21 protein-coding genes are annotated in these 26,208 nt (G+C 33.7%); 16 read left to right on the top strand and 5 right to left on the bottom strand.

Annotated features, from left to right (window positions below):
* Positions 1–27: 27 nt before the first annotated feature.
* The 8 genes from G5A70_RS12560 (at position 28) to G5A70_RS12525 (ending at position 11,482) form a co-directional block, all read left to right on the top strand.
* Entirely contained in the window at positions 28–1,710 is a 1,683-nt protein-coding gene (locus tag G5A70_RS12560) for a lysozyme family protein (RefSeq protein WP_049947131.1), read from the top strand.
* 404 nt (positions 1,711–2,114) lie between these two features.
* Positions 2,115–3,317 carry a DUF6070 family protein gene (locus G5A70_RS12555; RefSeq protein WP_004613128.1) on the top strand — a complete coding sequence of 401 codons (1,203 nt, stop codon included), beginning with the start codon at positions 2,115–2,117 and terminating at the stop codon, positions 3,315–3,317.
* A gap of 398 nt (positions 3,318–3,715) precedes the next feature.
* Positions 3,716–4,693, top strand: a complete 978-nt coding sequence (locus tag G5A70_RS12550; protein ID WP_004613127.1) for a D-alanyl-D-alanine carboxypeptidase family protein — start codon at positions 3,716–3,718, stop codon at positions 4,691–4,693.
* 91 nt (positions 4,694–4,784) lie between these two features.
* A complete protein-coding gene (locus G5A70_RS12545) occupies positions 4,785–7,538 on the top strand; it encodes a penicillin-binding transpeptidase domain-containing protein (protein ID WP_044924753.1) in 2,754 nt (917 codons plus the stop codon).
* A gap of 30 nt (positions 7,539–7,568) precedes the next feature.
* Positions 7,569–8,099: a hypothetical protein gene (locus G5A70_RS12540; RefSeq protein WP_004613124.1), complete on the top strand. Its 531-nt coding sequence runs from the start codon at positions 7,569–7,571 to the stop codon at positions 8,097–8,099.
* A gap of 1 nt (position 8,100) precedes the next feature.
* Positions 8,101–8,634, top strand: a complete 534-nt coding sequence (locus tag G5A70_RS12535; protein ID WP_004613123.1) for a hypothetical protein — start codon at positions 8,101–8,103, stop codon at positions 8,632–8,634.
* Positions 8,635–9,065: 431 nt separating this feature from the next.
* Positions 9,066–10,313: a WD40/YVTN/BNR-like repeat-containing protein gene (locus tag G5A70_RS12530; protein WP_004613122.1), complete on the top strand. Its 1,248-nt coding sequence runs from the start codon at positions 9,066–9,068 to the stop codon at positions 10,311–10,313.
* Positions 10,314–10,639: 326 nt separating this feature from the next.
* Entirely contained in the window at positions 10,640–11,482 is an 843-nt protein-coding gene (locus G5A70_RS12525; RefSeq protein WP_004613120.1) for a metallophosphoesterase, read from the top strand.
* A 274-nt stretch (positions 11,483–11,756) separates the two neighbouring features.
* On the opposite strand, the gene G5A70_RS12520 is transcribed toward G5A70_RS12525, so the two are convergent.
* From G5A70_RS12520 to G5A70_RS12510, 3 genes are all read right to left on the bottom strand, one after another.
* Positions 11,757–12,683, bottom strand: coding sequence for a penicillin-binding transpeptidase domain-containing protein (locus tag G5A70_RS12520; protein WP_004613118.1), 927 nt, complete (start codon positions 12,681–12,683; stop codon positions 11,757–11,759).
* A gap of 159 nt (positions 12,684–12,842) precedes the next feature.
* A complete protein-coding gene (locus G5A70_RS12515; RefSeq protein WP_004613116.1) occupies positions 12,843–14,633 on the bottom strand; it encodes a BlaR1 family beta-lactam sensor/signal transducer in 1,791 nt (596 codons plus the stop codon).
* Positions 14,633–15,022 carry a BlaI/MecI/CopY family transcriptional regulator gene (locus tag G5A70_RS12510; protein ID WP_004613115.1) on the bottom strand — a complete coding sequence of 130 codons (390 nt, stop codon included), beginning with the start codon at positions 15,020–15,022 and terminating at the stop codon, positions 14,633–14,635. The genes G5A70_RS12515 and G5A70_RS12510 overlap by 1 nt, the downstream gene beginning before the upstream one ends.
* A gap of 130 nt (positions 15,023–15,152) precedes the next feature.
* On the opposite strand from G5A70_RS12510, the gene G5A70_RS12505 reads away from it, so the two are divergent.
* The 4 genes from G5A70_RS12505 (at position 15,153) to G5A70_RS12490 (ending at position 20,161) form a co-directional block, all read left to right on the top strand.
* Positions 15,153–17,234: a penicillin-binding transpeptidase domain-containing protein gene (locus tag G5A70_RS12505; RefSeq protein ID WP_028087046.1), complete on the top strand. Its 2,082-nt coding sequence runs from the start codon at positions 15,153–15,155 to the stop codon at positions 17,232–17,234.
* A 29-nt stretch (positions 17,235–17,263) separates the two neighbouring features.
* Complete coding sequence (locus tag G5A70_RS12500; RefSeq protein ID WP_226853706.1) at positions 17,264–18,460, top strand: DUF6070 family protein; 1,197 nt, start codon at positions 17,264–17,266, stop codon at positions 18,458–18,460.
* A 56-nt stretch (positions 18,461–18,516) separates the two neighbouring features.
* Positions 18,517–19,701 (top strand): DUF6070 family protein, encoded by a 1,185-nt coding sequence (locus G5A70_RS12495; protein ID WP_004613111.1) that lies wholly within the window; start codon positions 18,517–18,519, stop codon positions 19,699–19,701.
* A 118-nt stretch (positions 19,702–19,819) separates the two neighbouring features.
* Complete coding sequence (locus G5A70_RS12490) at positions 19,820–20,161, top strand: winged helix-turn-helix domain-containing protein (RefSeq protein WP_044924749.1); 342 nt, start codon at positions 19,820–19,822, stop codon at positions 20,159–20,161.
* A gap of 31 nt (positions 20,162–20,192) precedes the next feature.
* Here the strand turns inward: G5A70_RS12490 and G5A70_RS12485 are convergent, their stop codons facing one another.
* Positions 20,193–20,444 carry a helix-turn-helix domain-containing protein gene (locus tag G5A70_RS12485; protein WP_004613108.1) on the bottom strand — a complete coding sequence of 84 codons (252 nt, stop codon included), beginning with the start codon at positions 20,442–20,444 and terminating at the stop codon, positions 20,193–20,195.
* Positions 20,445–20,657: 213 nt separating this feature from the next.
* On the opposite strand from G5A70_RS12485, the gene G5A70_RS12480 reads away from it, so the two are divergent.
* Complete coding sequence (locus G5A70_RS12480; RefSeq protein WP_004613107.1) at positions 20,658–20,993, top strand: hypothetical protein; 336 nt, start codon at positions 20,658–20,660, stop codon at positions 20,991–20,993.
* 103 nt (positions 20,994–21,096) lie between these two features.
* Here the strand turns inward: G5A70_RS12480 and G5A70_RS12475 are convergent, their stop codons facing one another.
* On the bottom strand, positions 21,097–21,423 hold the full coding sequence (locus G5A70_RS12475; RefSeq protein WP_004613106.1) for a helix-turn-helix domain-containing protein: 327 nt from the start codon (positions 21,421–21,423) through the stop codon (positions 21,097–21,099).
* 407 nt (positions 21,424–21,830) lie between these two features.
* On the opposite strand from G5A70_RS12475, the gene G5A70_RS12470 reads away from it, so the two are divergent.
* The 3 genes from G5A70_RS12470 to G5A70_RS12460 all read left to right on the top strand — a co-directional run bounded on the left by G5A70_RS12470 (position 21,831) and on the right by G5A70_RS12460 (position 26,121).
* On the top strand, positions 21,831–22,268 hold the full coding sequence (locus tag G5A70_RS12470) for a sigma factor-like helix-turn-helix DNA-binding protein (protein WP_004613104.1): 438 nt from the start codon (positions 21,831–21,833) through the stop codon (positions 22,266–22,268).
* Between the two features lie 593 nt (positions 22,269–22,861).
* A complete protein-coding gene (locus tag G5A70_RS12465; protein WP_044924746.1) occupies positions 22,862–24,835 on the top strand; it encodes an ATP-dependent DNA helicase in 1,974 nt (657 codons plus the stop codon).
* A 167-nt stretch (positions 24,836–25,002) separates the two neighbouring features.
* On the top strand, positions 25,003–26,121 hold the full coding sequence (locus tag G5A70_RS12460) for a tyrosine-type recombinase/integrase (protein WP_004613101.1): 1,119 nt from the start codon (positions 25,003–25,005) through the stop codon (positions 26,119–26,121).
* Positions 26,122–26,208 lie beyond the last annotated feature (87 nt).

Here is a 26,208-nt window from a genome sequence, read left to right as displayed (position 1 = left end):
ATTAAAACAAAAGAGGTAGACCGGACGTTGAAAGTCCGGGAACATGCCAAACAGCTTCCCAAAGAATTGATCAAGGATATTACTTTAAAATCTGCAGAACGTTCCCTGCTATCTACGCATGACGGTTCCCATTTTTCTCCCAAACAGTCTCCGGAACAGTATGCTTCTGACCGGCTGGAAGAAGGAATCAAGTGGTCGGCCAGTAAAGGGGAAACCATCGTTTCTCAAGGCAGTAAAAAAGCGGCAAAAAAAAAGGCAGAGAAGACCTGGAGAGTCATCAAAGAACGAAGGAGTAAAAATGCGGATCGTACTGCTGAACAGAGTAGAAACAGTGGAACTCAAGGAAATTCACAAACAGAACGTCAAACTGATATACGAATTAAAACAAAAGAAGCGGTAAACAAAAGAACAGCAGGAGTAGCGAGAGAGAACATTGCAGAGGTAAAAAATGCGACCCCTTTGAGAGATTCTGCAAATCGTATCAAACAAGCACATACAGCGAAAACTTCAAAGGAAGCGTCAAAATTAAAGAAACAGGCAGAACATGCTTACCGTTCTGGAAAAAAATTAGCTGTCCAAGGGAAAAAGGCTGCAACACAATCTGCAAAGGCAGCTAAACGGACAGTATCTGGAATAAAAACAGCGGTTAAAACGGGAGTTACCGCAGTAAAATCATTAGGAACCTTTCTGGTGGCAGGCGGCTGGATTGTTGTGCTGTTGGTAATTGTTCTGGGGGTGATTGGTGGAATTGCAGGAAGCTCCGGGAGTACTAGTGCGGAGCCACTAAGTCAGGAGGTACTGGCTTATACATCTACCATTCAGAGGTATGCTTCACAGTATGGAATTTCGGAATATGTACCTTCAATCCAAGCAATCATGATGCAGGAATCCGGAGGACGTGGAACAGATCCTATGCAGGCAAGTGAATGTCCGTACAATACCCGCTATCCAAATAGTCCAGGGGCGATTCAAGATCCAGAGTATTCCATACAGGTAGGGGTACAATATTATGCAGATTGTGTAAGACAGGCAGGATGTGAAAGTCCATTAGATATCAGCAGGCTACAACTCAGTTGGCAAGGATATAATTACGGAAATGGTTATATTGGATGGGCTTTAGAACATCATGGCGGTTATAGTCTGGAAAATGCATTGCAGTTTAGCCAAGAAAAGGCAGCGGAACTTGGTTGGCCAAGATATGGAGATCCTCAATATGTTCCTCATGTTCAGAGATACTATTCTGGAGGTGGTATCCTTGGCGGAATATTTGGAAACGGACAGATTGTGCAAGTGGCAAAACAGGAAGTTGGAAGTAGTAATGGGGAAAAATACTGGAGATGGTATGGATTTGATTCTTATGTGGAATGGTGTGCCTGCTTTGTCAGTTGGTGTGGGGAACAAGCTGGATTGATAGAATCTGGTGCAATGCCGAAGTTTTCTTTGTGCGAAAATGGAATTGATTGGTTTAAAAGTCATGGAAAGTGGCAGGAAACAGGCGGCATTCCGAGTGCAGGTTCCTTGGTATTTTTTGATTGGAATGGAGATGGCATATCGGATCATGTGGGAATCGTGGAAAAATATGAAGGTGGAATCATTTATACAGTAGAAGGAAATACAGGTACTAACATTGGTGGTAATAATGTCCGAGGGGTTTGGAAACATTCATATTCTGTTGGAAGTGCAACTATTCTTGGATATGGGATTATTTAAATAAAGAGAATAAGAAGTGCTATTTTATACAGGCACTTAATAAACATAATAAAAGGAAACAGGCAGACTTGTGGAGTATAATATTTCACAAGTCTGTTGTTAAAGTAGTGTTTTTATAAATTTTTTTTAAAAATCTTTAAATGGAGATTGTTTTGACTGATATCTTTTCCTTTACGCAATTATTTGTGTCATAAGGAAAAATTTAGTGATTAAAAAATTGTAGACAGGGAAATTAAAAGGCGTATAAATTGACTATAGATTTTTACTTAAAATATATAGAACTTTAAATTTTTGTATTCAGAATATCTAAATTTTGAATTTATACTAATAATCTTGACTTTATAGTTATATACATATAATATTATATTTTGTCTTACAAATGTAATATTAAGGAGAAAGAAAAAATGCAGAAAAAGTGGAAGATAATGATTATACTTCTCACAATATTGATTATATTATATGCTTTGACCAGTTGCAAAGAAAAGATACAAGAAAAAAAAGGTAATGAAGACAATTGGAAAGTATATCAACAGTTAGAAGAAAAAGAAGAACAGAATATCCAAAATCCATTTATTAGAGAAGAAACGAAATGTATTTTAACAGAAAAAGAGAAGCAAGAACTTCGAAATCAATTATTAAAAATAGTAACTCAATGTAAGGATATTTATCATCCAATTATTGATCAAACAACAGGATATCAGAGTATTTCAAGAGAGGAAGTAAAAAAGATAAAAAAGCGTTTTGGCGAAAATGGTTTGGTATGTGTGGCTGAAAATATGAATATGGAAAATTATGAAAAAGTGGAAGAATTTTATCTGGATTATTTAGAGGATAGAGAAACAGATGTTACAATATATGAGGTAAATAATGATGGTTCTTTTTGTTCTGAAACTTTTATATATCGAAATAAAGTGTTGCAAACTTTTACAATGACTCTTACTTGGGAAAAAGGAGAACAAGCTGAAATATCAAACGGAACAGCGAACAATATTGCTGAAATAAAATACACATCAAAAGGATATCTAATCTATTCATATGAGTATATTGTTGCACATGCAGCACTAAAAGAATATTATCGTGTAAAACCGTTATCGGACACATTGCGAATATTAACTGATCAATATGTTTCTGTATTTAACTATTTGAACTATAATTTTCTTACTCAAAATTGGGACGAAAGTAATGTAGAAACGATATTATTACCTAGATTGTTTGAGGATTTATATCAGGTACATACAGGTGAACAATTAAAGAAAGATTCAGGGAGAATTTCAGCAGAAATATATGAAAATGTTATGATAGCTTGTTTACCTGTTACAATAGAAGAATTGCGAAAGCATTGTGGATATGATATGGAAAGTAATACCTATGATAGTGGAACCTTTTTTTATCGAGGAACATCCCCTTTTGGTGAAGTAGTAGATTATTTGGATAATAGTGATGGAACACTCACGCTATATGTTGATGCTGTATGGCCAGATAGGAATACTGATTGTGCTTTTAAAAATGAAATTGTCATTAAACCGTATGGCGATGGAACTTGTCAATATTTGTCTAATAAAGTACAGAAAATTGAATTAGATATTCCAGTATACGAAGAGTATTGAAAAAGAATTTCAACAAGTTAAATTATATATCTAAGCATTGCACTATAATATTTGAGGGCAGATTCGTATTTTTGCGATTCTGCCCTCAAATATTATAGACATGTTTCGTTTAAAGTTAAGGTATATTTGATGAATTAAAATCAATGCAGGTAATTTGCAAAAGGTCAAATAACATGATCACGTAGAATATGAAATAGAAAAAAATATATTGACATTCCAATCTTACGTATGTAATATTATAAATGTCTTACGCGTGTAAGATTCGTGGTGTTATATATATACTTCTAAATATGACACCTGTAAAAATAAAAAAGATTTATTAGCTATAAGTCTTACACGCGTGGTTTTTGTAAACGAATATTTAGTTATCAGGTTATAGAAAGAAGATTAAGGTATATATGAGTAAGAGAAGAAAAAAAGTAAAAAAGAAAAATAGAAAGATAGTTTGGATAATAGAAAGTTTGCTTTTTATAATACTTATCAGTTTGTTAGTCTTATTAAAAATTTTCAATCCGCAAGAGAGGGAGAAAATAGAAGAAAAATCTGAAGAAACAGTAAAACCATTAGTTATTCAGACACAACAGCGGAAACTGGATTTAGATCAGCTACATAGTAGTGCTGGAATTGTAATCAGTCTCGATGACAGTAAAGTTATATTTCAATTTCAACAGGATGAAAAAATATTTCCAGCATCATTAACGAAAATAATGACATGTATTCTAGCAATTGAAAATATAAACAATTTGGAAGCAACTATTACATTAGAGCCAGAAATATTTGATGAACTATATGCCCAAAATGCGTCAATGGCGGGCTTTCTACCTGGTGAAAATGCAAAAATAATTGACATATTGTATGGAAACATTTTGCCTTCAGGGGGAGAGTGTTCAATTGCTTTAGCGGAGTATGTTGCTGGTTCAGAACAAGCATTTGTAGAACTAATGAATGAGAAAGCTAAAGATTTAGGAATGAATAATACACATTTTATGAATGCAACAGGATTACATAATGAATCTCACTATACTACAGTGAAAGATATAGGAATTCTTTTACAGTATGCATTAAAAAATCAAACTTTTAATGATATATTTCAGTCAAAAAGTTATTTTGTTGCGCCGACAGACCAGCATTTAAGTGGTTTTACTTTTTATAGTAGTATGTTTAAACTACGAGATCAATGGGAGTTGGATGAGGGTGAAATTGTGGGAGGAAAAACAGGTTATACAGATGAGGCAGGGCTTTGTTTAGCCTCAGAAGCGATTGTTAATGGTCGAAAATATATTGCTATAACAGTAAATGCAGAAGGAAATCATAATACAGAACCATTTCATGTAAATGATGCTTTTTATTTATATAATCAACTACAATCGCAATGATTTTTTAAATTTATAATCATACAAATGCAGGGAGGAAATATTAAAAAGGAGTACTTCAGAGATTATTCTTTGGAAATTCAGAAAATAAATTATGAAGAAATTAAAAATACCAAGAAGTTTAGTCCTATTAATTGTTTTTTTTATAATGTTCTCGATTTTAATAGTACGGTTGTTTCAATTACAGATTGTGAAAGGACAAGAATACGAAAATAATTTTATTTTACAAACGAAAAGAGAAATTGTACTATCTGGAGCAAGAGGAAATATTTATGATCGTAATGGCAAACCACTTGCTACAAATAAGTTAGCTAATTCGGTTACATTCGAAGATCAAGAAACTTATAATTCAGATCGAGAGCGACAGTTGAATTTGAATTCAAAAATTTATCAGATGATTCGTATTATAAAAAGTAAAGGAGATAGCATAGAAACTAGTCTAAAAATTATAATAGATCCAAACGGTAATTTCCAATTTTCTGTAGATGATTTTTGGCTTCAAAGATTTAAAGCAGATGTATATGGAAAAGCGAACATCGACGATATGGAAGCTAAGGAACGAAATTCTACAGCAGATGAAATAGTCTCTTATTTATCAGATAAGTTCTGTGTTTTTGCGCAAGGAGAGAAGAAGTATACAGATAAAGAAAAAAAAGATTATGGATTACCGCAACAGTTTGAAAAAAGTGATCTACTTGATATTTTAAATATACGCTACGCATTATCTTTACAGGCATATCAAAAATATCTTTCAGTAACAGTGGTAAAAGATGTATCAGATGAAACTGTTGCTGCCATTATGGAAAATCAATATGATATTTCAGGAGTTGATATTAAACAGGATACAATACGAGTGTATGAAGGAGGAGAAGCGTGTTCCTCTATATTAGGATACACAGGCACTATATCATCCGAGGAGTTAAAAGAAAGGGATGATAGTAAATTAACCATTAATTCCATAGTGGGTAAATCTGGAATGGAGCAATATTTAGATCAAGTTCTTCAAGGAAGAGATGGGAAAAAGGAAGTATATGTAGATAATACAGGGAGAACTACACAAGATCTTGGAGTAATACAGCAACCGAGAGCAGGAAAAGACGTATATTTAAGCATAGATGTTGAATTACAGAAAAAAACATATGAAGCATTAGAAAGGAAGATAGCCGATATATTAGTGCAACATCTGATTAACACAAAAACTTTTGATAAAAAAGGGGTAGATGATACTACTGAAATAAAAATTCCAATATATGATGTGTATATTGCACTTTTAAACAATGGCGTTATTGATTTAGAACAATTAAGAGAAGAGGATGCTTCGGAATTAGAGAGAAAGTTTTTTCAAATTTTTCTGAAAAAGAAAAGTGAAGTGGTTCAAGGTATTGAAAAAGATTTAAGAGAATTGTCAACGAAATATAATGAATTGGGAATTGAAAATCAAGAATACCAGAGTTTTATCATTGATAATTTGAACATTATAAATAACAAGAACAATAATGAAGAATTAGTTGAAAAATGGGAAAAAGGCGAATTATCAATGAAAGACTATTTGTATGACCAAATTGGTGTTGGAAACATAAATTCAGATATAATTGCGTCAGAAGAAGAATACTTGAACAAAGATGAAATCTATGAATCATTGGTCTCTTTTATAGTAAATGAATTACAGGAAAATAGTCAGTTTGATGAGTTAATAAATAAATACTTGGTACTCAACGATGAGATATTGCCAGATGATATCGTTAGGCTATTATATGAACAGCAATTTTTAAATCCTGAAGATGAGGATTACGAAAACTGGAATCGAGGGCTAATTACCACTTTTGATTTGTTAATTAAAAAAATACAGAAACTTGAAATTACGCCAGCGGATTTAGCGTTAGATCCATGTTCGGGATCAGCAGTTGTTACAGATACCGCAACAGGAAAAGTGCTAGCATGTGTATCTTATCCGGGATATGATAATAATCGTTTAGCAAACCAAATGGATAACAAATATTATTATAAAATATATAATAATGCATCATTACCCTTATTTAATCGTGCAACACAACAGTTATCAGCACCAGGCTCAACATTTAAACCTGTTACAATTATTGCGGGATTAGAAGAAGGTGTAATAGATGAGTCAACCATGGTTGAATGCGATGGAGTGTTTGATAAAGTAGATCCACCTTTAAAATGCTGGAACCATGCAGGGCATGGGGCTGTTAATGGTGTAGATAGCGCATTGAAGAATTCATGTAATGATTATTTATGTGAAGTGTCATATCGTTTAGGAATGATAGACAATGATGAATTTTCGGATAAACAGGCACTAAATTATATACAAGAGTACGCGAAAATGTTTGATTTAGATGAAAAAAGTGGAATTGAGTTAACCGAAAGTAAACCTAAGATAACTGATAATTATGCTATTCCATCAGCTATCGGACAAGGAACAAATAACTTTTCTACAGTCCAATTGGGAAGGTATGTAACAACACTTGCAAACGAAGGTACTAGTTTCCAATTGTCACTAATTGACAAAATTGACGGGGTAGAAACAAGCCCGAAAGTGGAAAGCCAGATTGAAATCAATAAAAGAAGCTGGGAAGGAGTCCATGCAGGTATGGAATTATATACTCAAAGCACGGGGATATTTGACGGATTTCCAATATCGGTTGCAGGAAAATCAGGTACAGCTCAAGAAGTTAAGAATAGACCGGATCATGGTCTATTTATAGGATATGCACCTGCTGATGATCCAGAAATAGCAGTAGCAGTTCGAATTGTAAATGGGTATGAGGCAGGGAACGCAGTAGAATGCGGAAAAAATATTTTTGAGTATTATTTCGGTATAGAATAAGTTAGTGCATAAGTTGAGGAGAAAAACATAATGGATATATTATTTCAAATACATTATGAGTGGAACAAAGAACTCTTTTGTTTATATTATCAAACCCAAAATAGAAAGTACAGAAGGATATTATTATTCTTTTGTGGAGCAGTGATTATATTTTCATTTTGTCTATGTAGTAAAATTGGAAGAGAAATGATTATGACTATGATGATATTATTTGTTTGTGCTGTGATATTGATAAATAATATATATCTGAGACTAGCGACTTATATACAAATGGAAACTGCTTTAAAACAGTATGGAACTGGAAAAAGAATTATGACAATAAAAAAAGATGAGATTAATGTTTTAGTTCCGGAAAGCGGTAAGAAAATAATAGTGTCTTTTATCGAAATTATGGAAATTGGCACCATAAAAGAGTATTGCTGGATTCGCGTTATTAATCAACTTATTTTTATAAGAAAAGAAAATTTTGTTATCGGAGATATAGAAGACTTTAAAAGATTTATTAAATTAAACACATTAGCTGGAGAAGATTGGAGTAGAGTATGGAAAGGAAGAAATTAAAATGGATGTCATTTTACAAAATCATACATTGTATGATGAGGCGGTGATAGAATATTATTATCAAAATTTAAAATATGAAAATAAAAATGGAAAAAGGGAATTGGCTGATCTGAGTCGTCACTTTATAATCATTGAAGTATTTATTGGAATTGTAGTTTGTACTTTGATTGGATCAGACAAATGGATCTATAGTATTCCGCTTATTGCAATAACTTTTATATTTTTATATTATTGGACAATAAGTTATACTAAGAAAATATTTTTAAAATTAGATTCAAATTATTCTTATAAAAGGTATAAAGAGAAAGTAACTTATAACTTTTATGACGATAAGCTGGAAATTATAAGAAAGTACGATAGAACCATTATTGAATGGAAGAATATAACCTGTTGTAATATCAAAAAGAATCTTTGTTGGTTAGGATATGGTAATAAAGGGCTTGTAATTAATGGCGATGAATTTAGTTTTGGTACAGAGGAGCAATTTATTACATTTATAAAAAATAAAAATCACATTAATATCAATTTAGAGTAATTATTAGATTGAAATAAATGTTAGGGATCAAATAAGAATCCCTTTTCCAATTCATAAATCCATTTATTGGATTTATGGATGGACATATCTCAAATGATTACAGTTACATGTTATCTTTGGAATATGATAAAGTTGCCAAAATATGACTGACACATCATGTTAGAAGAGACAAAAATGAAAGAATCGAGGGGTGTATGAAGAATATTTATAAATTATGTGGGAAAACCAGTCTTTGTTTTTACCTGCTGTTTTTATATCAGGCATGGTATGTATGTCAGTATGGTGGGCTGAGAAGGCATTTGCTGATTTTGCTGATTAGTCTGTCTGGAATTTTGCTTAGTTCTGTACTATGGATGATTGCAAGGAAAAAGATGCAGCAAACATCTTAGCTCGAGAATAAAGTTCTTTTACGAATAGAGATTTTTCTTGCGTTGCTTGGTACAATCTATTTTGGCGGGCGTATCATTTATTCAGCAATTCCGTACAACGGGCATTTGTCATGGAAGCTTGATGAATTATGGAAGAAAAGGGAAGTAGATTTTGTCCACGATAACTTCTTTGAAGATGGTATCGAAGGAATTCTGACGGATTTAGAGGAAAAGCTTGAGATGCCGAAAAATCTTTATGTGGTAAATGGATTTAAGATGTCCTTTAATGAGACTGGGAAAGTTCAGACCTTAGATACCTTTCTTTACGGAAAAAATAAAAAAGGAACAGAAAAGACATATCTGATTACTTATGACAGAAAGATAAATGAGAAGATTATTGTTTGGGTGAACGGAGAAGCCAATGCCGATTATAATGCCGATATGCGTTTTGAGCCAATGCTCCGGATATTGGAGAAAGCAGACAGCGAAAATCAGGTGAAAATGTGGTCTTCAATTTTGGAAAATGAGACCTATGAACTTGTATATTATGGGCGCCGGTCTTTCGGAGTGATGGACGGGCTGCGTTATCTTCCCGGTGATGCAGACGGAGATGGTGTTGATCAAGGAAGTGAAAATTTTACACAACTTTTCAATGGCGGAGAAATTGTGGGATTTGAGGTTTCTCTTCACATGCCAGCTGTGAAAGATATCACTCCTGTTCGCTATATGATGGAACCAGAATATATCAGCCAGGAAGTGTTAGATAAAGAACAGATGGATGAGGTAAAAGATGTGGAAAGCTGGACAGTAGATCAGACAGACGGCAGTATGTATTTCTTTTTAGATGATAAGATAGGATGGCGTCTGGTGGTGGCTGATGCGGCGGCGGGAAGCAGATTTTACCAGTTGGAAAAAACTGCGGATGGCGGTGACACATGGGAAATGGCAAACCAGAATCCCTTTGGCGGAAATCTTGGGGTAACAGAGGGGTTGGAATTCTTTGATAAAAATTTCGGGTTTGCAGGGCTGACAGGAGCTTCCCAGTCCCATTCCAGCCTTTATGTCACCAGGGATGGAGGTACAACCTTTACGGAACTTCAGCTACCTTTGGAGACTGTGACAGAGCTACCGCCTTTGGCAAAAGAACTTAACTTTACCATAGAAAATTATAAATACTGTGAGATGCCGAAAAAGAAAGAGGATATCCTGACTATAAAGCTTTTAACAGGAGCTGGGGAAATCCAGGGAATTCGCTTTGAGTCAAAGGATAACGGAGAGACATGGGCATATGCTGGAATTAGTGTAGAGTGAGTATACATATGGAATGTCAGAATCTGGGGTTGGTTACCTGGATGTAATTTTAGACATTAGTATTCTTTGCTATAGCTTTAGATTTAAGATGCAATGGTTGGCTGTAATAGTTAATGCAATTGTAAAGTTTGTTACTAATCAGGCCAAAACCACACAGATGTCCAGCATAAATTGACAATTTGTAAGGCAAGTAACTGGAAGATTGTAAGTTAAAAAACATTGTGGTTTAAAGATTATATATTTCTTTATGCCACATTTTTTGTAACATAAATGTCACAAGCAGCTTTTATTTTGAGCAAGATAATTTATGGGAAGGATAGATCTTTATGATAAGATTTTTGAAAATTTTTTTTGGAACAGTCTTCACACTTCTTATTTTGATTGGAAGTTGTGTGTTTTATGCTTTTAAAATCGAACCGTATCGTATTGCATCAAATCAATTATATTTAAACGAAAAAACTTCTGATTTTATTAAAGTTGTTCAATTCTCAGACACGCATATAAAAGCGGATTTTAATTATAAGAACCTGGATAAGGTTGTAAACTATATCAATAAGCAAAATCCAGATGTTGTTGTGTTTACAGGGGACTTGTATGACAATTATGCCAAGTATCATGATGATGAACATATCATAAAAGAACTACAAAAAATCAATGCAACATATGATAAAATAGCAATATGGGGGAATCGCGATTGCGGTGGTGGAGCTGCCAGACAGTATGAAAATATTATGCAGCAATCAGGATTTACTGTGCTGAAAAATGAAAATTGGTATGTGACTACTGATTCAGATAAAAAAATATTATTTACAGGGTTAGATGATAGTATGCTGGGAAATGTATATATGCCGGATTCTACAAAGATATATGATTCGAATTACAATATTCTGTTAATACATGAGCCAGATACAGCAGACTCTTTTCAAGAATACCCTTATGATTTAGTGTTGAGCGGACATAGTCATGGCGGGCAAGTTAATATCCCGTTTATTCCTGCTATTAATCAAAAAGCTATCTCTTCTACAAACCTCGCTAAAAATTATGTCAGCGGAATGTATGAATTAAATTCAAAGACAAAAATATACGTAAATACAGGAATCGGAACTACACATGTTTCTGGTCGGTTGGGGGTTGTTCCAGAAATATCTATATTTCATATTTATTTATAATAATTGGAATTGATAAGGCTACGTTGTTAATAGTTAATAGTGTGTTAAAAGAGATACACTCTCTTATTTGATGTTATATAAAGGTAAATTAGACCAAATAATAATGTGCTTGTATGTAGAAGTAATATGTAAAATACAGACTATGTATGTCACTAATTTAAGATCAGGTTTAGAGTACATAGTAAAAGAACAAAATGATTTGGCAAAAGATTACTATAAAAAAATCGCCCAGCCTGTGAGAGTCTGAGGCGATTTTTGATAGGGTATCTTATTGTCATTTATTGTCATTAAGAATTTGAATGGCGATTTCCTTTGCGGCAGTGCTTGATGTGTTGCCTGCATCTGATTGTCCGAGATATACACAAAAATATTTATTTCCTTCTAGTGTTTCTGCAAATCCTGTGAACCATGCATCTACAACAATACCCTCTGCTTTTCCCATTCCTGTTTTTCCATAAATAGATATTTCCGTATTATTCTCTTCTGATATCAACATTACTTGTTTTAAAATATTTTGTGTTCTTTCTGAGTAGGTGGAGTCAGTTCCGAAGATTCGTTCCATCACTTCAACCTGTTCTTTTGGAGAAATTTTCAAAGACGATTCTATCCAGAAACCTGTTAAGGCTCTATTGTTGTTATTAGTATTTAACTTTCCCTCCCAATCAGAAATATCACAATTTCCATATTTCAGTTTATTAAGTTCATTCTGCATTTTCACCTTGCCAATGTCATCAGTGACCTGACGAAAATACCAAACACATGAGGTACGAAATGCATCAGAAAAATTGATATCTCTATTCCAGTCCTCATTCCAAAATATTTCACCGCTCCAAGGACGCACAGAATTATCAGGATCAATAATTCCGTTTTCTAAACCGATTAACGAAGAGATAATTTTAAATGTAGAACATGGAGATCTCTGCGTTAGAGCCAGTTCTTTATTATATATCATATAGTTTTTTTCTGTTGGATCGTATACTATTGCGGTCCCGGTTAAGCCTTCAAAATAATTAGACCAATCTACTTCAGTTAGTGTGGGTTCTTGTGATTCTACTACAGAAAATTTCTCTGGAGTAGGATCTTTTGTATCCTGTTGTATATTCTTAGCGTCTGAATTATTATGATTCGTGCAACCTGAAAATGCAAATATACCAACCAAAATTCCAATAATTAATAGATAAAAAGACTTGTTTTTTTTCATATTATTTCTGCCTATCCTAGAAATTAGTTATTCTATAAATGTTTCATAAACCTACATTAACTATATAAGCCGATACTTTTAAGCTTTGATTATCTTGATAAACACTAGTGTTAATAGGCATCAACCTCCTTAGCTTTTGGGAATAAAGTATTTTCATTTTTAAGAGAATAAAGAATTTAATATTTCTATAGTTATTTCTGAAGCAGCACTGCCGGTGGCATTCTCGGAATTCTGAAGGTTGGTAGCAAAACAATAAGTATTTTCACCGTGTTCAATAAAGCCAATAAACCAACCGTTTGTATTTTGTCCATTCAATGACCCAGTACCTGTCTTTCCATATAATTTTCCAATGGATGTATCAGAAATAAATAAGGCATCTTTTATTGCTTGAATATTTTTTTCCTCAAACTCCCATTTATTTTCCAGAAGTTCAGATAATAGGATTACCTGTTCTACCGGTGAAATCTTTAAGGAAGATTCGGACCAATAATCTTCAATACCAGCTGATAAATCGCAATTCCCATATGAAATTTTGTTATAATAAGAATAAAGTGTTTGGTATCCTATTTGTGTATCAAGATTTTGAAAATACCAATTAACAGAATTACGTAAAGCTGTAGTAAGGGTTTGGTCTTTGTTCCATGAATCAAAATAATAGTTTGTTCCGTCCCAGTGCTGATTAGAAGAATTATAATTGATTACACCTTCCTCTAATGCAAATAAACCACTATAAATTTTATAAGTGGAATCCGGAGAAACTCGTTTGGTGCTTAAATCTTTATTATAAATTTTGTATCTATCATTTGTCATATCATATATTACAAAGCTACCACTTGTTTTACTGAAATAAGAAGATAGGTCTATGTCATCTATATTTTGGGAAGTCAAATTATTAGATGAGTCTCGTGATGCATAGACAGTTAATAAGGGACTAATGCAGTATACTAGAACACAAGCGAACACTAAGATTACAATGCTGTTTCTCTTATGCTTTTTAGAAATTTTTTGATAATTTGCTATTTCTTTTATTCTATCTATAATGACCTTTTTTTCTCCACCTAAACGAGAGAGTGGAGAGAGAAAAGCATTGTGTTGCATTTTTTCAGCATATCTTATTAATGTATAGCCATAATCTATACAGTTGTTTTTCCCTATGATGTTAATTACTGAGTTGTCGCATGCAATTTCCCGATCTTTTTGTAATATATGAAATCCGTACCAAATGAATGGGTTAAACCAATATATGATCTGTAAAATGCAACTTATATAATTTAATGCAGCATCCTTGTGTTTATAATGCTGTAATTCATGTAAAAAGATATAATATACATCCTGTTCAGACAGTAATATATCCATATCTTGAGGAATAATTACCTTGGGATATAGAAGACCGTAAGAAACAGGGCTTGAAATATTACATGAAGCGTATAAAGCGACATGTCGTCTTATTTTTAATTTTTCATGACACGAAATGTATTGTTGGTATAGTTCTGGTTCGTTTTCAGAAGTTATCAAAAAAGCTTTTTTTTGGATTAAATGAATTTTAACAATATTATATATAAAATATACTAATGTAAACAAACACCCGATTATCCATATTGCAAATAAGTATTTATCAAGATCATACAAATTAAAATTATCTTGAGCTGACGCAAAATCAGAAGTACCTAATTGAACAGATAAATTTATATCATCAAGTTGTTTTGTAGAAGTATTTACAATTTTACCCGTATCTTGTTGGAAAAAGTGTTGTAACTTTATTAATAATTGATGTGGTCCGATATTTTTGAATGGTATGAAAGGAATAATAAGCGCACATACAAAAATGTACCACAAATAATACCGACTATTAGTTGTAATATAATTTTTTAATAGTTTTTTGAGTAATAGAATTATCCCCAATAAGATACTGATAGTGAGATTACATAATAAAAAGTGAATCGAGAACATTAGGTTTCATCACCACCATTCAATTTAGAGTCTATAAGATGATACATATTCTTTAAATCGCTGTCAGATAATTGGGCATTGGATAGTAAGGAAGATAATAGCGGAGCCATTTCACCATCATAAAAGCGAGATAAAAAATTATGGTTCTCTTGTGATAAATATTTATTTTTAGAGATAATGGGAAAATAGTAATACATACGCCCTTTTTGTTCATAAGAAATAACATGTTTTGACACTAAACGAGATAATAACGTATGAACTGTTTTATTACTCCAATTGTGTATAGATGGAACTTTTTCACAAATAGAATTTGTGCTTATTGGTGACTCATCCCATATTATTTTCATGATTTCATATTCTGCTTCAGATATTTGTGGTAATTTATCCATGTTTATTCTCCTTTAATCTTACTTTCGTAATAATTATAGAGCATTGAAATAGAAACGTCAAGAAGGCTATTGACAAAAAAGTGATAATAGAATATATTACAAACGTAAGATATGGAAACAGGAGACAATTATGAAAAGAAAAAAATTTGAATGGACAGGTAGATTGATATTAATAATATTTTCTTTAATTTTAGTATTGAGCTTGATTTTTTTTATTACGAAACAGACACATAAGAACACTACTGAACAATTGCTAACCGAATATATGAATTATATCAATAAACATGAATATGAAAAAATGTATAAAATGATTTCTAAAGAACATTCATCGAATATTTCTATGGAAGAATTTGTAAAGAGAAATAAAAACATATATGAAGGATTAGAAACGAAGGATTTAAGCATTAAAATTTTAAATGAGAAATCCAATGGTAAAGAGATTTCATATCTTACATCATTTAATACTCTTGCAGGTGAAGTGAAATTTCAAAATGAAGTAAACTTTATAAAAGAAAAATTTGAATATAAACTTGTTTGGAAAGATAGTATTATTTTTCCGCAATTAGAGTCTACAGATAAAGTACGAATAGATACTGTAGAAGCAGAGCGAGGACAAATTTTAGATCGGAATGGAAAAGTGTTAGCTGGAAAAGGGGTTGCATCATCAGTTGGGCTAGTGCCGGGTAAAATTCAGGATAAAGAAAACACAATAATTAAACTTGCGGAGTTGCTTGAAGTGGATATTGATGTGATAAAGAACAAATTGTCTGCAGAGTGGGTAAAAGATGATTCATTTGTTCCTATAAAAACAATTCCTAAAGTTAGTGAATTGGAATTAATGAAAATTAATCCGGATGAAAATCTTGTAAAATTAAAGGAAAATCAAGAGGAATTACTATCAATTCCAGGTGTTATGATTAACGATATCGAAGTTAGAGACTATCCTTTAAAAGAAGCAGCGTCACATTTGGTTGGATATATTCAAAAAGTTACAGCGGAAGATTTGGAAGAGAATAAAGGGAAAGGTTATGATTCCAATAGTGTTATAGGGAGAAGTGGTATAGAAAGTTTATATGAAGATAAATTAAAAGGTCAAAATGGTTGCATGATATATATCGAAGATGAATTTGGAAACAGAAAAGATATTATTGTAGATAAACCGGTTCAAAACGGAGAGGATATTCAATTAACAATTGATGCAGAATTGCAAAAAGTCTTGTATGAACAGTTTAAGGATGATAAGAGTTGTTCTGTTGCTATGAACCAATATACAGGAGAAGTTTTGGCACTGGTCAGTACTCCTTCTTTTAACTCAAATGATTTTGTAATGGGAATGTCAGATAAATTATGGAAAAGCTTAAATGAAGATGAAAGGCAACCTTTGTACAATCGATTCAGACAGGTATGGTGTCCCGGATCAACATTTAAACCTGTTACTGCAGTGATAGGGTTAGACACAGGTATTCTTGATCCTGTAGAAGATTATGGAAACGAAGGTTTAAGCTGGCAAAAAGACTCGTCATGGGGGGATTATTATGTGACCACATTACATGAGACTGAACCTGCAACACTGGAAAATGCAATGATATATTCTGATAATATATATTTTGCAAAAGTAGCACTTAAACTGGGGGAAAATAATTTAACTAGCTTTTTAGAAAAATTGGGGTTTAACAAAGAAATACCATTTGATATTAAAATGTCAATATCACAGTATTCAAATACAGAAGGAATAAAGTCAGAAATTCAATTGGCAGATAGTGGATATGGACAAGGTCAAATCTTAATAAATCCATTGCATCTAGCTTCTATTTATTCCGCATTTAGTAATGATGGAAATATAATTGAACCGACGTTACTATATAACCCAAATTATAATCCCAATATATGGATGCCGGAAGTTATTCAAAAAGAAAGTATTCATACTGTTTTAGAGACAATGAAGAAAGTTATTAGTGAACCAACAGCAACGGGATATGGTTTACATAGAGAGGAGTACACTTTGGCTGGAAAAACAGGAACGGCAGAAATAAAGCTTTCAAAAGAAGATGCAACAGGAACAGAATTGGGGTGGATGGCAGTTTTTACAACTGATCCTAATATTGAGAATCCAATATTGCTAATTAGTATGGTTGAAGATGTAAAAAATATTGGTGGCAGTGGTTATGTAGTTCAAAAAGATAAAAGAGTATTGGATCAATATTTACGATAGGAATGAGATGAAAAAAGGTGAAAATGTTAATGAAGAAAATGTTGGCTATTATTTTGGTTTCTTTAGTATTATCCGGATGTGAAAAAAATGGGTCTCAAAATGATCTTATAATTAATAATACAGAAGAAGAGAATGTGGTGATGGATGAAAATGATGATTATGAATTAAAAAATATTGAAATGGGGAGAAAAGAAGAAAAAGACATTAGTGATCGCTTAAGGAAAATGGTTGGAAAATGCAAAAGGATATACAGTCAGGCAGATAAAGGTAATGCGTCAAATATTGTTCTTGAAGAAGAGACAGTTCATACAATGATCGAAAGTATTGCAGAAGAGAATGTTGCCATTACCTGTGGCAGTCATGATTATAATATGTTGAATTATAAACAAGTTGATGATGCTCTTTCTTTGGCAAAAACAGGAGAAAATACTGAAACTGAATTTTTTGTAATTAATACAAGTGGTGTTTGGATATATAATAAACTTCAATTTAAAAACAAAGATTTATATGTAACATCAGCAACAGCTGCATTTGATGATAATATGAGTCCACATATTGTGCAGATAGAAAAAATTCAGGTATATGATTGGAACTATACTGATAAAGGGTGGATTATATGGGAGAAGGCATTATCAAGAAATCAAGAAATGGATATGCATGTTTTTTATAGAATTTTGCCACTTGATGAACAGTGCAGAGAATTAGGAAATAAATGTATTACACCGGTTAGTTACTTTTGCAATAATCTGTTCCTCGTAGATTGGAATCAAAACAGTTTGGAAAATATAGAGTTTAATGATTTGTTTGAGTTTTTATACACAATGAAGTATGGGGAGAAAATTGATGAAAAAAAATATGCATCAGGCATTCCTAAAGTAGAATTTGAAGAAGTGGTCACAACTTATTTTGATATTTCAATAGAAACCTTGGAAATATATGCTCAATACGATGACGTGAAGGGGGTATATCCATGGGAAGCAATTGGTCCATGGAATCGAATTCAACAATTCCAACCTTTCCCAGAAGTAGTGAATTGTATAGAAAATGAGGATGGATCATTAACTTTGACAGTAGAAGCTGTTTTTCAGGAAGAAGGAACAGATTGTTCATTCAGACATGAAGTGACAATCCGAGAAGAAGGTGACAAGTGGATATATTTGGGAAACTGTATTGAACGTGAGGGAGCATATAAAATTCCAGAATATAAACCGCGAAGAGATTTTTAAGTAAATTAAGAAAATAGATTTTTTTATAACTGATATTGTAATTGGAGAGGAAGAGTATGAAAGTTAGATTAATGATCATTATTGGTGTCATTAGTTTTCTACTAGGAGGATGTAATAAAATACAAAAAAATTCAAATCAAGTACAATTAGTTCAAAGAACTGAAGAAATTCTGGTAGAATCCGAAGATTTGGCAGATGATTATTTTCATATATACAAAGAAAGATGGAATCAAAGCAATAGAAATTCATTGAAATTACAACAAGACATTATTGAATATTTAGGCAGAAAAAACTATATTGCGGTTGACATAAATAATCAAATAGATATGGTAAATGGAGAACTAGTGAAAAAATTTTGCAAGAATGTGCAAAACGAGGTTAATGATAGTATAACAATTTTTTCTATTATGGAATCAGGAGGATTTGTGAGATATGATTTAAACTCTCAAAATGGGGAAATTTATGCCATATGTAGTAATATGACTTGGGATCAGGACGCTCCAGAAGCTGAGTACATTAATGAATTTCAAGTACAATCATGGAAGTATACAAAAAATGGGTATTTTTTCATAGAAGAATATGATCGACAGGGATATGATGGATATCATGGGAAAATTGGATTTCGTGTGGAACCATTGGATGAAGCATGTCGGGAGTTGAATAGAAAGTATGTTATGCCAGTAGGTTATGCTGGAAATAAGTTATTTATAACGAATTGGAATCAAAGTGATTATTCACAACTTGATTTTTATGATCTATATGAGATTATGTATCTTTTAAAATATGAAAAATATGTTCCATATAATTATAGTCAAGAAGGAGTAGAATATTATATTCCAAAACAAGATTTTGAGGAAGTTATTCAAACATTTTTAACAGTTGAAAGTGAAGTATTAGAGTCTAATGCCATTTATAATGCAGAAACAAAAACGTATTTGTACAGACCAAGAGGATTATATGACTATGGATCAACGTATGAACCGTATCCAGAAGTAGTATCATATGAAAAGATGGATGATGGGAAAATTAAACTTATAATTAATGCGGTGTGGGAAAGAACAATGCAGGATAATGCAATGACAAGTGAATTAGTCATTCAGCCGTTAGATAATAACCGTTTTCACTATATATCCAATCAAGTTATTAAGTCGAACTTAGATGACACTTCTAAATGGTACCGAAACCGTTTGACCTATGGAGAGTGGAATAAGATTTATAAAGAAAATGATGAAATAAAATAGAAAGTTTATTTATGAGCGTTTGCTTGAAATTTAAAAGGGCAGGTGAAGCATTATAGAAGTTGAAATTCTTATTCGAATAAAAGAAGAGGGGAATTATAAAGAAATTTTGCTTTGTAATATGAATTATATTGCAAAAAAAATTGCTCTACAAGAAAAAAATATATTAAATCATGCAGATTTGTACTTGGATTACAATAATAGAATAGCATTTCACAAAAACAGAAAAATTAATCTAACAGTAAAAGAATTTGATATCCTATTTTTCCTTGCGAGTTATCCTGGGCAGGTATTTACTCATCGACAGATATATGAAACTGTATGGGGAAAAGAATATTTCTGTGATGAAGGAAATGTTACCGCACATATAGGTCATATACGAAAGAAAATAGAACTAGATCCCCGAAATCCCGTTTTTATCCAAACCGTGCGAGGGATAGGGTATAAATTTGCGAAGAAATAGGACAGGTCCCGCTACATACGGAGTACCTGTCCTATTCTTTATTTGTTCTGCCTAACAGATAATCAGAAGTTACATGGAAATAATCAGCAATTACACTTAATTCATAATCTGGAACAAACCGTGTCCCTTTTTCAATTCTTAAAATTGTCAATTCCGTAAAATCAATCCCAGAAAGAGAAAGACGTGCTGCCAAAATCTTTTGGGAAATATCCTGTTTTTTCCTTAATTCTTTAACGCGAGATCCTATTACGTTTTTGCGTTCACCATTCCAATATATTTTCATAATATCCTCAATGTTTCTAAAGATGAAGTTACATTATTGATTCTAGCGAAATGGAATGGTAATATACTTCTAAAGATGAAGTTTTAAAAATTATTTTATACAACATACAAAGAAGAATAATATAAAGCAATTATTATGTGTTTCGGAGTGGAAATAGAGGAATAATAGAACAAAAGAAAAAAAGATTTGGTACGATGAAAGGAAGAGGGAAGCATGGATGAGCGAGTATGGGAAAAAACTGCACAGTTTTTAAAGGAACTTCGATGTGAGGATACCGGAAGACTTTCACAGTTACAATTACCAGAGTATCAAAAGGCTATGAAAGAAAAATTTTCATATCAGCCGATTTATGAGCAGACAGTTTGTGAAATGACAGATGAACAAAAATGTGTCATTGAGAAATATGTTGGCTTGACAGAACAATGTGCAGAAGAAGAAAACCAACAAGCTTATCTGCAGGGAATGGTGGATATGCTGCTTTTACTATCCGGAAGCGGAATATTGAAAGTTCCCTCCAACATGTTGGAAAAAATCAAGCAATGGAAATGATCAAGCGGTTCATGCATGTGCATGGACCGCTTTGCTAATGTTAAAACTAGAAAAAAGCTAGATAAAATTTGGAATAAAAACAGAATCACTCTGTAACATCAATTTACGTGCATTCATCCCGATTCTTAAGAAGGGTAAGGATATTTTCTAAGATAATCTGACATTCGCGCTTGGAACATTTTGAGAGTAAACGTGTAATCTCAGCGGCAGTATCATCTCTTGTAGAATATAGATAAGCATCTACGGAAAGATTTAATTCTTTGGCAATCCGAAGAAAAAGAGAAAAGCTTGGATTGCATGCGGCACGCTCAATATTTCCATAATGTGTAAGATTAACTTGAAGTCTTTCAGCCATTTCTTCTTGCGTTAAACCAAGTTTTTCACGGTAGCTACGAATCATATCACCTAAACGACTATCAATCTGCGCCATGTGTACTATTCACCTCCATGAAATCTAGTGTATTATGCAACATTGGAAAAGTGAAAATAGTAGTGAACAATATTTGATGTGGTGTATTAAGCAATATTAAAAAAGAAAATGGGATAGAGGCACATAATTTATAATAAGGGATTGATGTGCAATATTAGGCAATAGGAGAAGATTCAGTCATAAGAAAACGTTAAAAAAAGCGTAACAGCAGATAGAAAAAAATGCGGTTTTAAATATGGTGTCTCATACCATATTTCATATACTTATAAATATAATTGTCAAAAAAGAAAGACGTTACTGTGGATAGAAAATCTGCAGTGCATCTTTTTCTATTGGAGTAATCCAAGAAATAGAAGCCCACCACTTCCGATTTGATTTTCGAAAATTCAAATCGGAGGAAAAATGATATGGCATATAACAAAGCAAAAGAAGAATATAAATGGAAAGTATGGAAGGAACAAGAAGAGAAAAAATTACGTGAACTAGGCGTCTCAGAAGAGGTTATTGCAGAACTTCGTGATTATGACTGGAATTGTTTTAAACAAGAACGTAACTACAAAAATCATCAAATGCCTGATACAGATTTTATAGAGAGAACTGAAGATGCTTCCGGAAAGTGGGAAATTCAACAGCCTGTTAACGTGCAAGACTTCATAAAGTCTTTAGATGACAATAAACTAAGAAAAGAACTGCAGAAGTTGGATCAAGTAACATTGTATATTATTCTTTTAAAAACGTTTGGTTATGGTACAGAGGAAATAGGGAAATTGCTTGGAATGAAAGCGAATACAGTTTCTGCACGAATGAAACGCTTGAGAAAAAAATTAAAAAAATATTTTTTTTAGCGTCATATTTTGTTGTGGAAGTTGGCTAGTAAGTAGGAGAGGTAAGTTCTCTCCTAAGTAGGAATTTTTCCTATACATTTTCGGGAAGGTACTTAGTGCCTTCCCCTCCTCTGTTCCTTGATAATTGGATATCCGCATTATAGAAACTTTCCCATCCGGCGGAGCGTAGCAGAAAGAAACGCCATGACGATATAAAAGGATGGTTCAGTTATTCACTACAACGGACGGCATCAGTGATCATCGTTTTATATAAGAGCGCCCCTTTTATTCTGTAAGCATCCAGGCAGGAATGTGACGCCATGAGTCCGGGTGGATGATAATGATACACCAAAAGATCCGAATGCAGGGATAGATAAACCTTACGTTGTAATCAGTAAGACGTTTGGAATATCTGTGTGGATGTTTTGCCAGACATCCAGCTATAATGTGCCCATTTGATATCGGGGAAGTGAGAGGACAAATACGATATCCAACAACAAAAGAAAATCAATCGAAGTGTGCTGTTGATATCAGATACATGCAGCCAGAGTAACCAAATCTCTGGCTGTATTGATGTGATATTAACACAAATATAAAGATAAGAGGGTGGAAAGATGCATCGGAACGAATATCGGAGAATGGCACACGAAGAGGTGGAAGAGATATTCAGAGAAATACTTCCACAAGCAGGAATGAAAGTTCGGGAAGAACAGATCACACTTTGCCATCAAATGCTTTCCAGCCTGTGTGGAAACAAGATTGCATTATGCGATGCAGCAGTAGGGGTAGGAAAGACTTATGCATACCTGGTAGCGTGCATTCTTTTTCGAAAATACAGTCAATTGTTATCTGGATATTTTTCTATGTGCGGTCAGAGTCAGCCTATTGTGATCTCAACCTCAAGCATTGCATTGCAGGAAGCCATCCAAAGAGAATATATACCTTTTTTATCACAGGTTTTATTGAAGAAAGGAATCATATCTGCCCCTATCCAAGCAGTCATCCGAAAAGGGAAAGAACATTTTGTATGTGACAATCGGTTGGAGCTTCGGTTGGATGCAGTACGAAGAAAAGCAAAAAATCCACTGCAGAGAGAAGCTTTATATGCATTAAGAGAACAATATGACATGGACTCCGTACAGCATCTGAGTGGGTTTGACCGCAGGATGGTATGCGTCCCCAAATACTGCCCGGAAACTTGTGAGATGAGAACGTACTGTCGTTATCAAAAATATTTAAAAGAAGCTACAGATGAAAAAGTATTTATCCAGATCTGTAATCATAATTATCTACTGGCAGATACACTTCACAGAGCCAATGATTTCCGTCCTTTATTAAGAAATTATCAGGCACTGATCATTGATGAAGCACATAAATTTCCAGAAGCAGCAAGGCAGATGTATGGAAAGTCTTTCGGACCGGAAGATTTTATGGAAATCTGCAGTCTTTTAGAAGGGGAACATTATACCCATATTGCGGCAAAACTTCGGGAAGCATTTTCACAGCTCTTTGAAAGTCTGCCAAGACCACAGGGAGTGTTAGAAGAACAGGCACGTTTTCGCTTTGTTCTCAACAGGGAGTCCAGACAGGCATTAAGAAACAGCATCCGCTGGTTGCAGCGGGCGGAAGATCTGTTGATCGGGAATTTATCCAGATGGACAAAGAACCGGCTGGAAGAGAGCAGGGAAGTCCTGTTACAGTTTTTAAATGTGGACCGGAACAATATATTGTTTTTAGAGTATACATCAAAGGGACTGCCAGTGTTTTGCACTGTTCATCGAAAAACAGAAAGTTTGATAAAGGCAGATATTTGGGAGCGTGGCTTTCCAGCCATTCTTACATCTGGCACCTTAAAAGCAGGGGAGAGTTTTCAAAGGTCAGAGCAACTGAACGGACTCGAAGATGTCGGAAGAGTACGTGAATATCAGGCTGATTCACCGTTCGATTATGATGAAAATTGTTTACTATACATGCCAAGACGGAAGAGAAAAGTGTATGATAGCTATCATGGAGAAATCCGTTTCTTGTCTGAGCAGATCCGAAAGCTGGTATGTTCCACATTTGGACATACTCTTGTACTGTTTACCTCTTATTCTATGATGGGGAATGTATACAGAGAATTGAGAGGGAATCTCCCATTTCCGTTGTTGAAGGTATGGAAAGATTCCCAGTCAGTGATCCGTGAATTTAAGGCACAGAAAAATTGTGTGCTTTTTGCAGCTGGTTCCTGCTGGGAAGGCGTGGACTTTCCAGGAGATGTAGTATCTTCTTTGATTATTGTCCGTTTGCCATTTGCGGTACCCGATCCTGTGAGGGAAGCAGAAAGAGAACGATATCAGACTTTAAAGGAATATATTCAGAAAATCATAGTGCCGGATATGCAGATCAAACTGCGCCAGGGATTTGGACGAGCAATCCGGACGGAAACAGATACTTGTGTAGTGTCTATATTAGATTCCAGAGCAGGAAGAGGAGGGAAATACCACAAAGAGGTAATTGATGCACTTCCAGTATGTCGGATTACAGACAGAATGGCAGATGTAGAAAATTTTATTCGGAACCGAAAACGAATCGAATACTATATGTAACAGATTGTAGAGAAATTGTTGGTAGTGCTAAGTTTTCCAAAGAAAATAGAGAAAAATGTAGTGAGTATTTTAGGAGAAACCTTTCGGAATTGTTGGTATTTGTGAATAGCTTTCATAGCATAGAGTGGGTATACTGTGTATAGCGTTAGAGGAAAGGAAGTGAAGAAATGGAACATTTCATAGTGGATATGCAGACAGAAAAATCTAAGAAATACTATTTTATACGGGAAGAAGTCAGCCAAGAAATCGTTCTTCTTCCTTCCCAATATCTAATGCATAAAATGAGGGCGAAAGGTTCGCCAAACACCATCAAGAGAAGCGCTCTTGTGATTTCATATTACTTAAACTATCTGTCTGAGAATCAACTAACGATGGAAGATGTATGGAATATGAAATACGAAAAGCAACAGGAACATTTTACAGATTTTCTTATATGGTTAAAGGCTGGGATGCATAGCAAAGATGAGTACACGAAAAAGCCATACAATGAAACTTGCAATGCATATCTCAAGGAAGTGTTTCGATTGTACAATTTTGCTGAACAGCAGGAAGGTTGCGAGCAAAGTTTAAAAGTATTATCTGATGCACAATACATTGTAAGAAATTCTGTAGGAATTCGAAAGATATTGAATCGGAGAAGTTTTCACGGATACTTAAAGGAAACAGGACATATAGGAAGAACTATAGAGCAGGACAAGATCGTTATTTTACTAAAGGCATGTGCAAATTGCCGCGATCAAGTCCTGCTTTTATTATTAGCAGAAACAGGTTTCCGAATCGGAGAAATTTTGGGCAATCGCTATGCAACAGATATTGATTATGAAAACCATCTGATCTATGTAAATTTTAGAGAAGATAATGAAAATGATGCACGTGCCAAGAATGCAGAATTCCGAAAGGCAAAAGTCAGTGATGCGACATTCGAAATCTTAAAGTTTTATCTGGAAGAATATAAGGACCTGATCTTTCAACAAGAGTATCTTCTGGTCAATGTGTCTGGAAAATATGCAGGGAAACCAATGCAGGACAGCGGTGTACGGAGTTTGATGGAGCGTCTTGAAAAAAAGACCGGAATTAAAGTGACACCACATATGCTGCGACATTATTTCGCAAATACCAGGAGAAAGGCAGGGTGGAAACTAGAACTTATCAGTCAGGCACTTGGTCATCGACACATTGAAACAACTATGAAATATTTGAATATAACAGAGGAAGAACTGATGGAAGCAAGTGATGCATTTTACAGCCAGCACCAATCCCTGTATGGAGTTGATCATCTGTTATAGGAGGAGGCGGTTATGTGCCTGCAATCAGATTACTAGTATAGAATAAATTAAATCTCTACTATATATTTTGAGGATAATGTATGGTAA

Source organism: Blautia hansenii (genome assembly GCF_013304445.1).
Classification (GTDB): domain Bacteria; phylum Bacillota; class Clostridia; order Lachnospirales; family Lachnospiraceae; genus Blautia.
The sequence above is the reverse complement of the archived record's forward strand: the minus strand, read 5'-3'. Positions and strand labels throughout refer to the sequence as shown.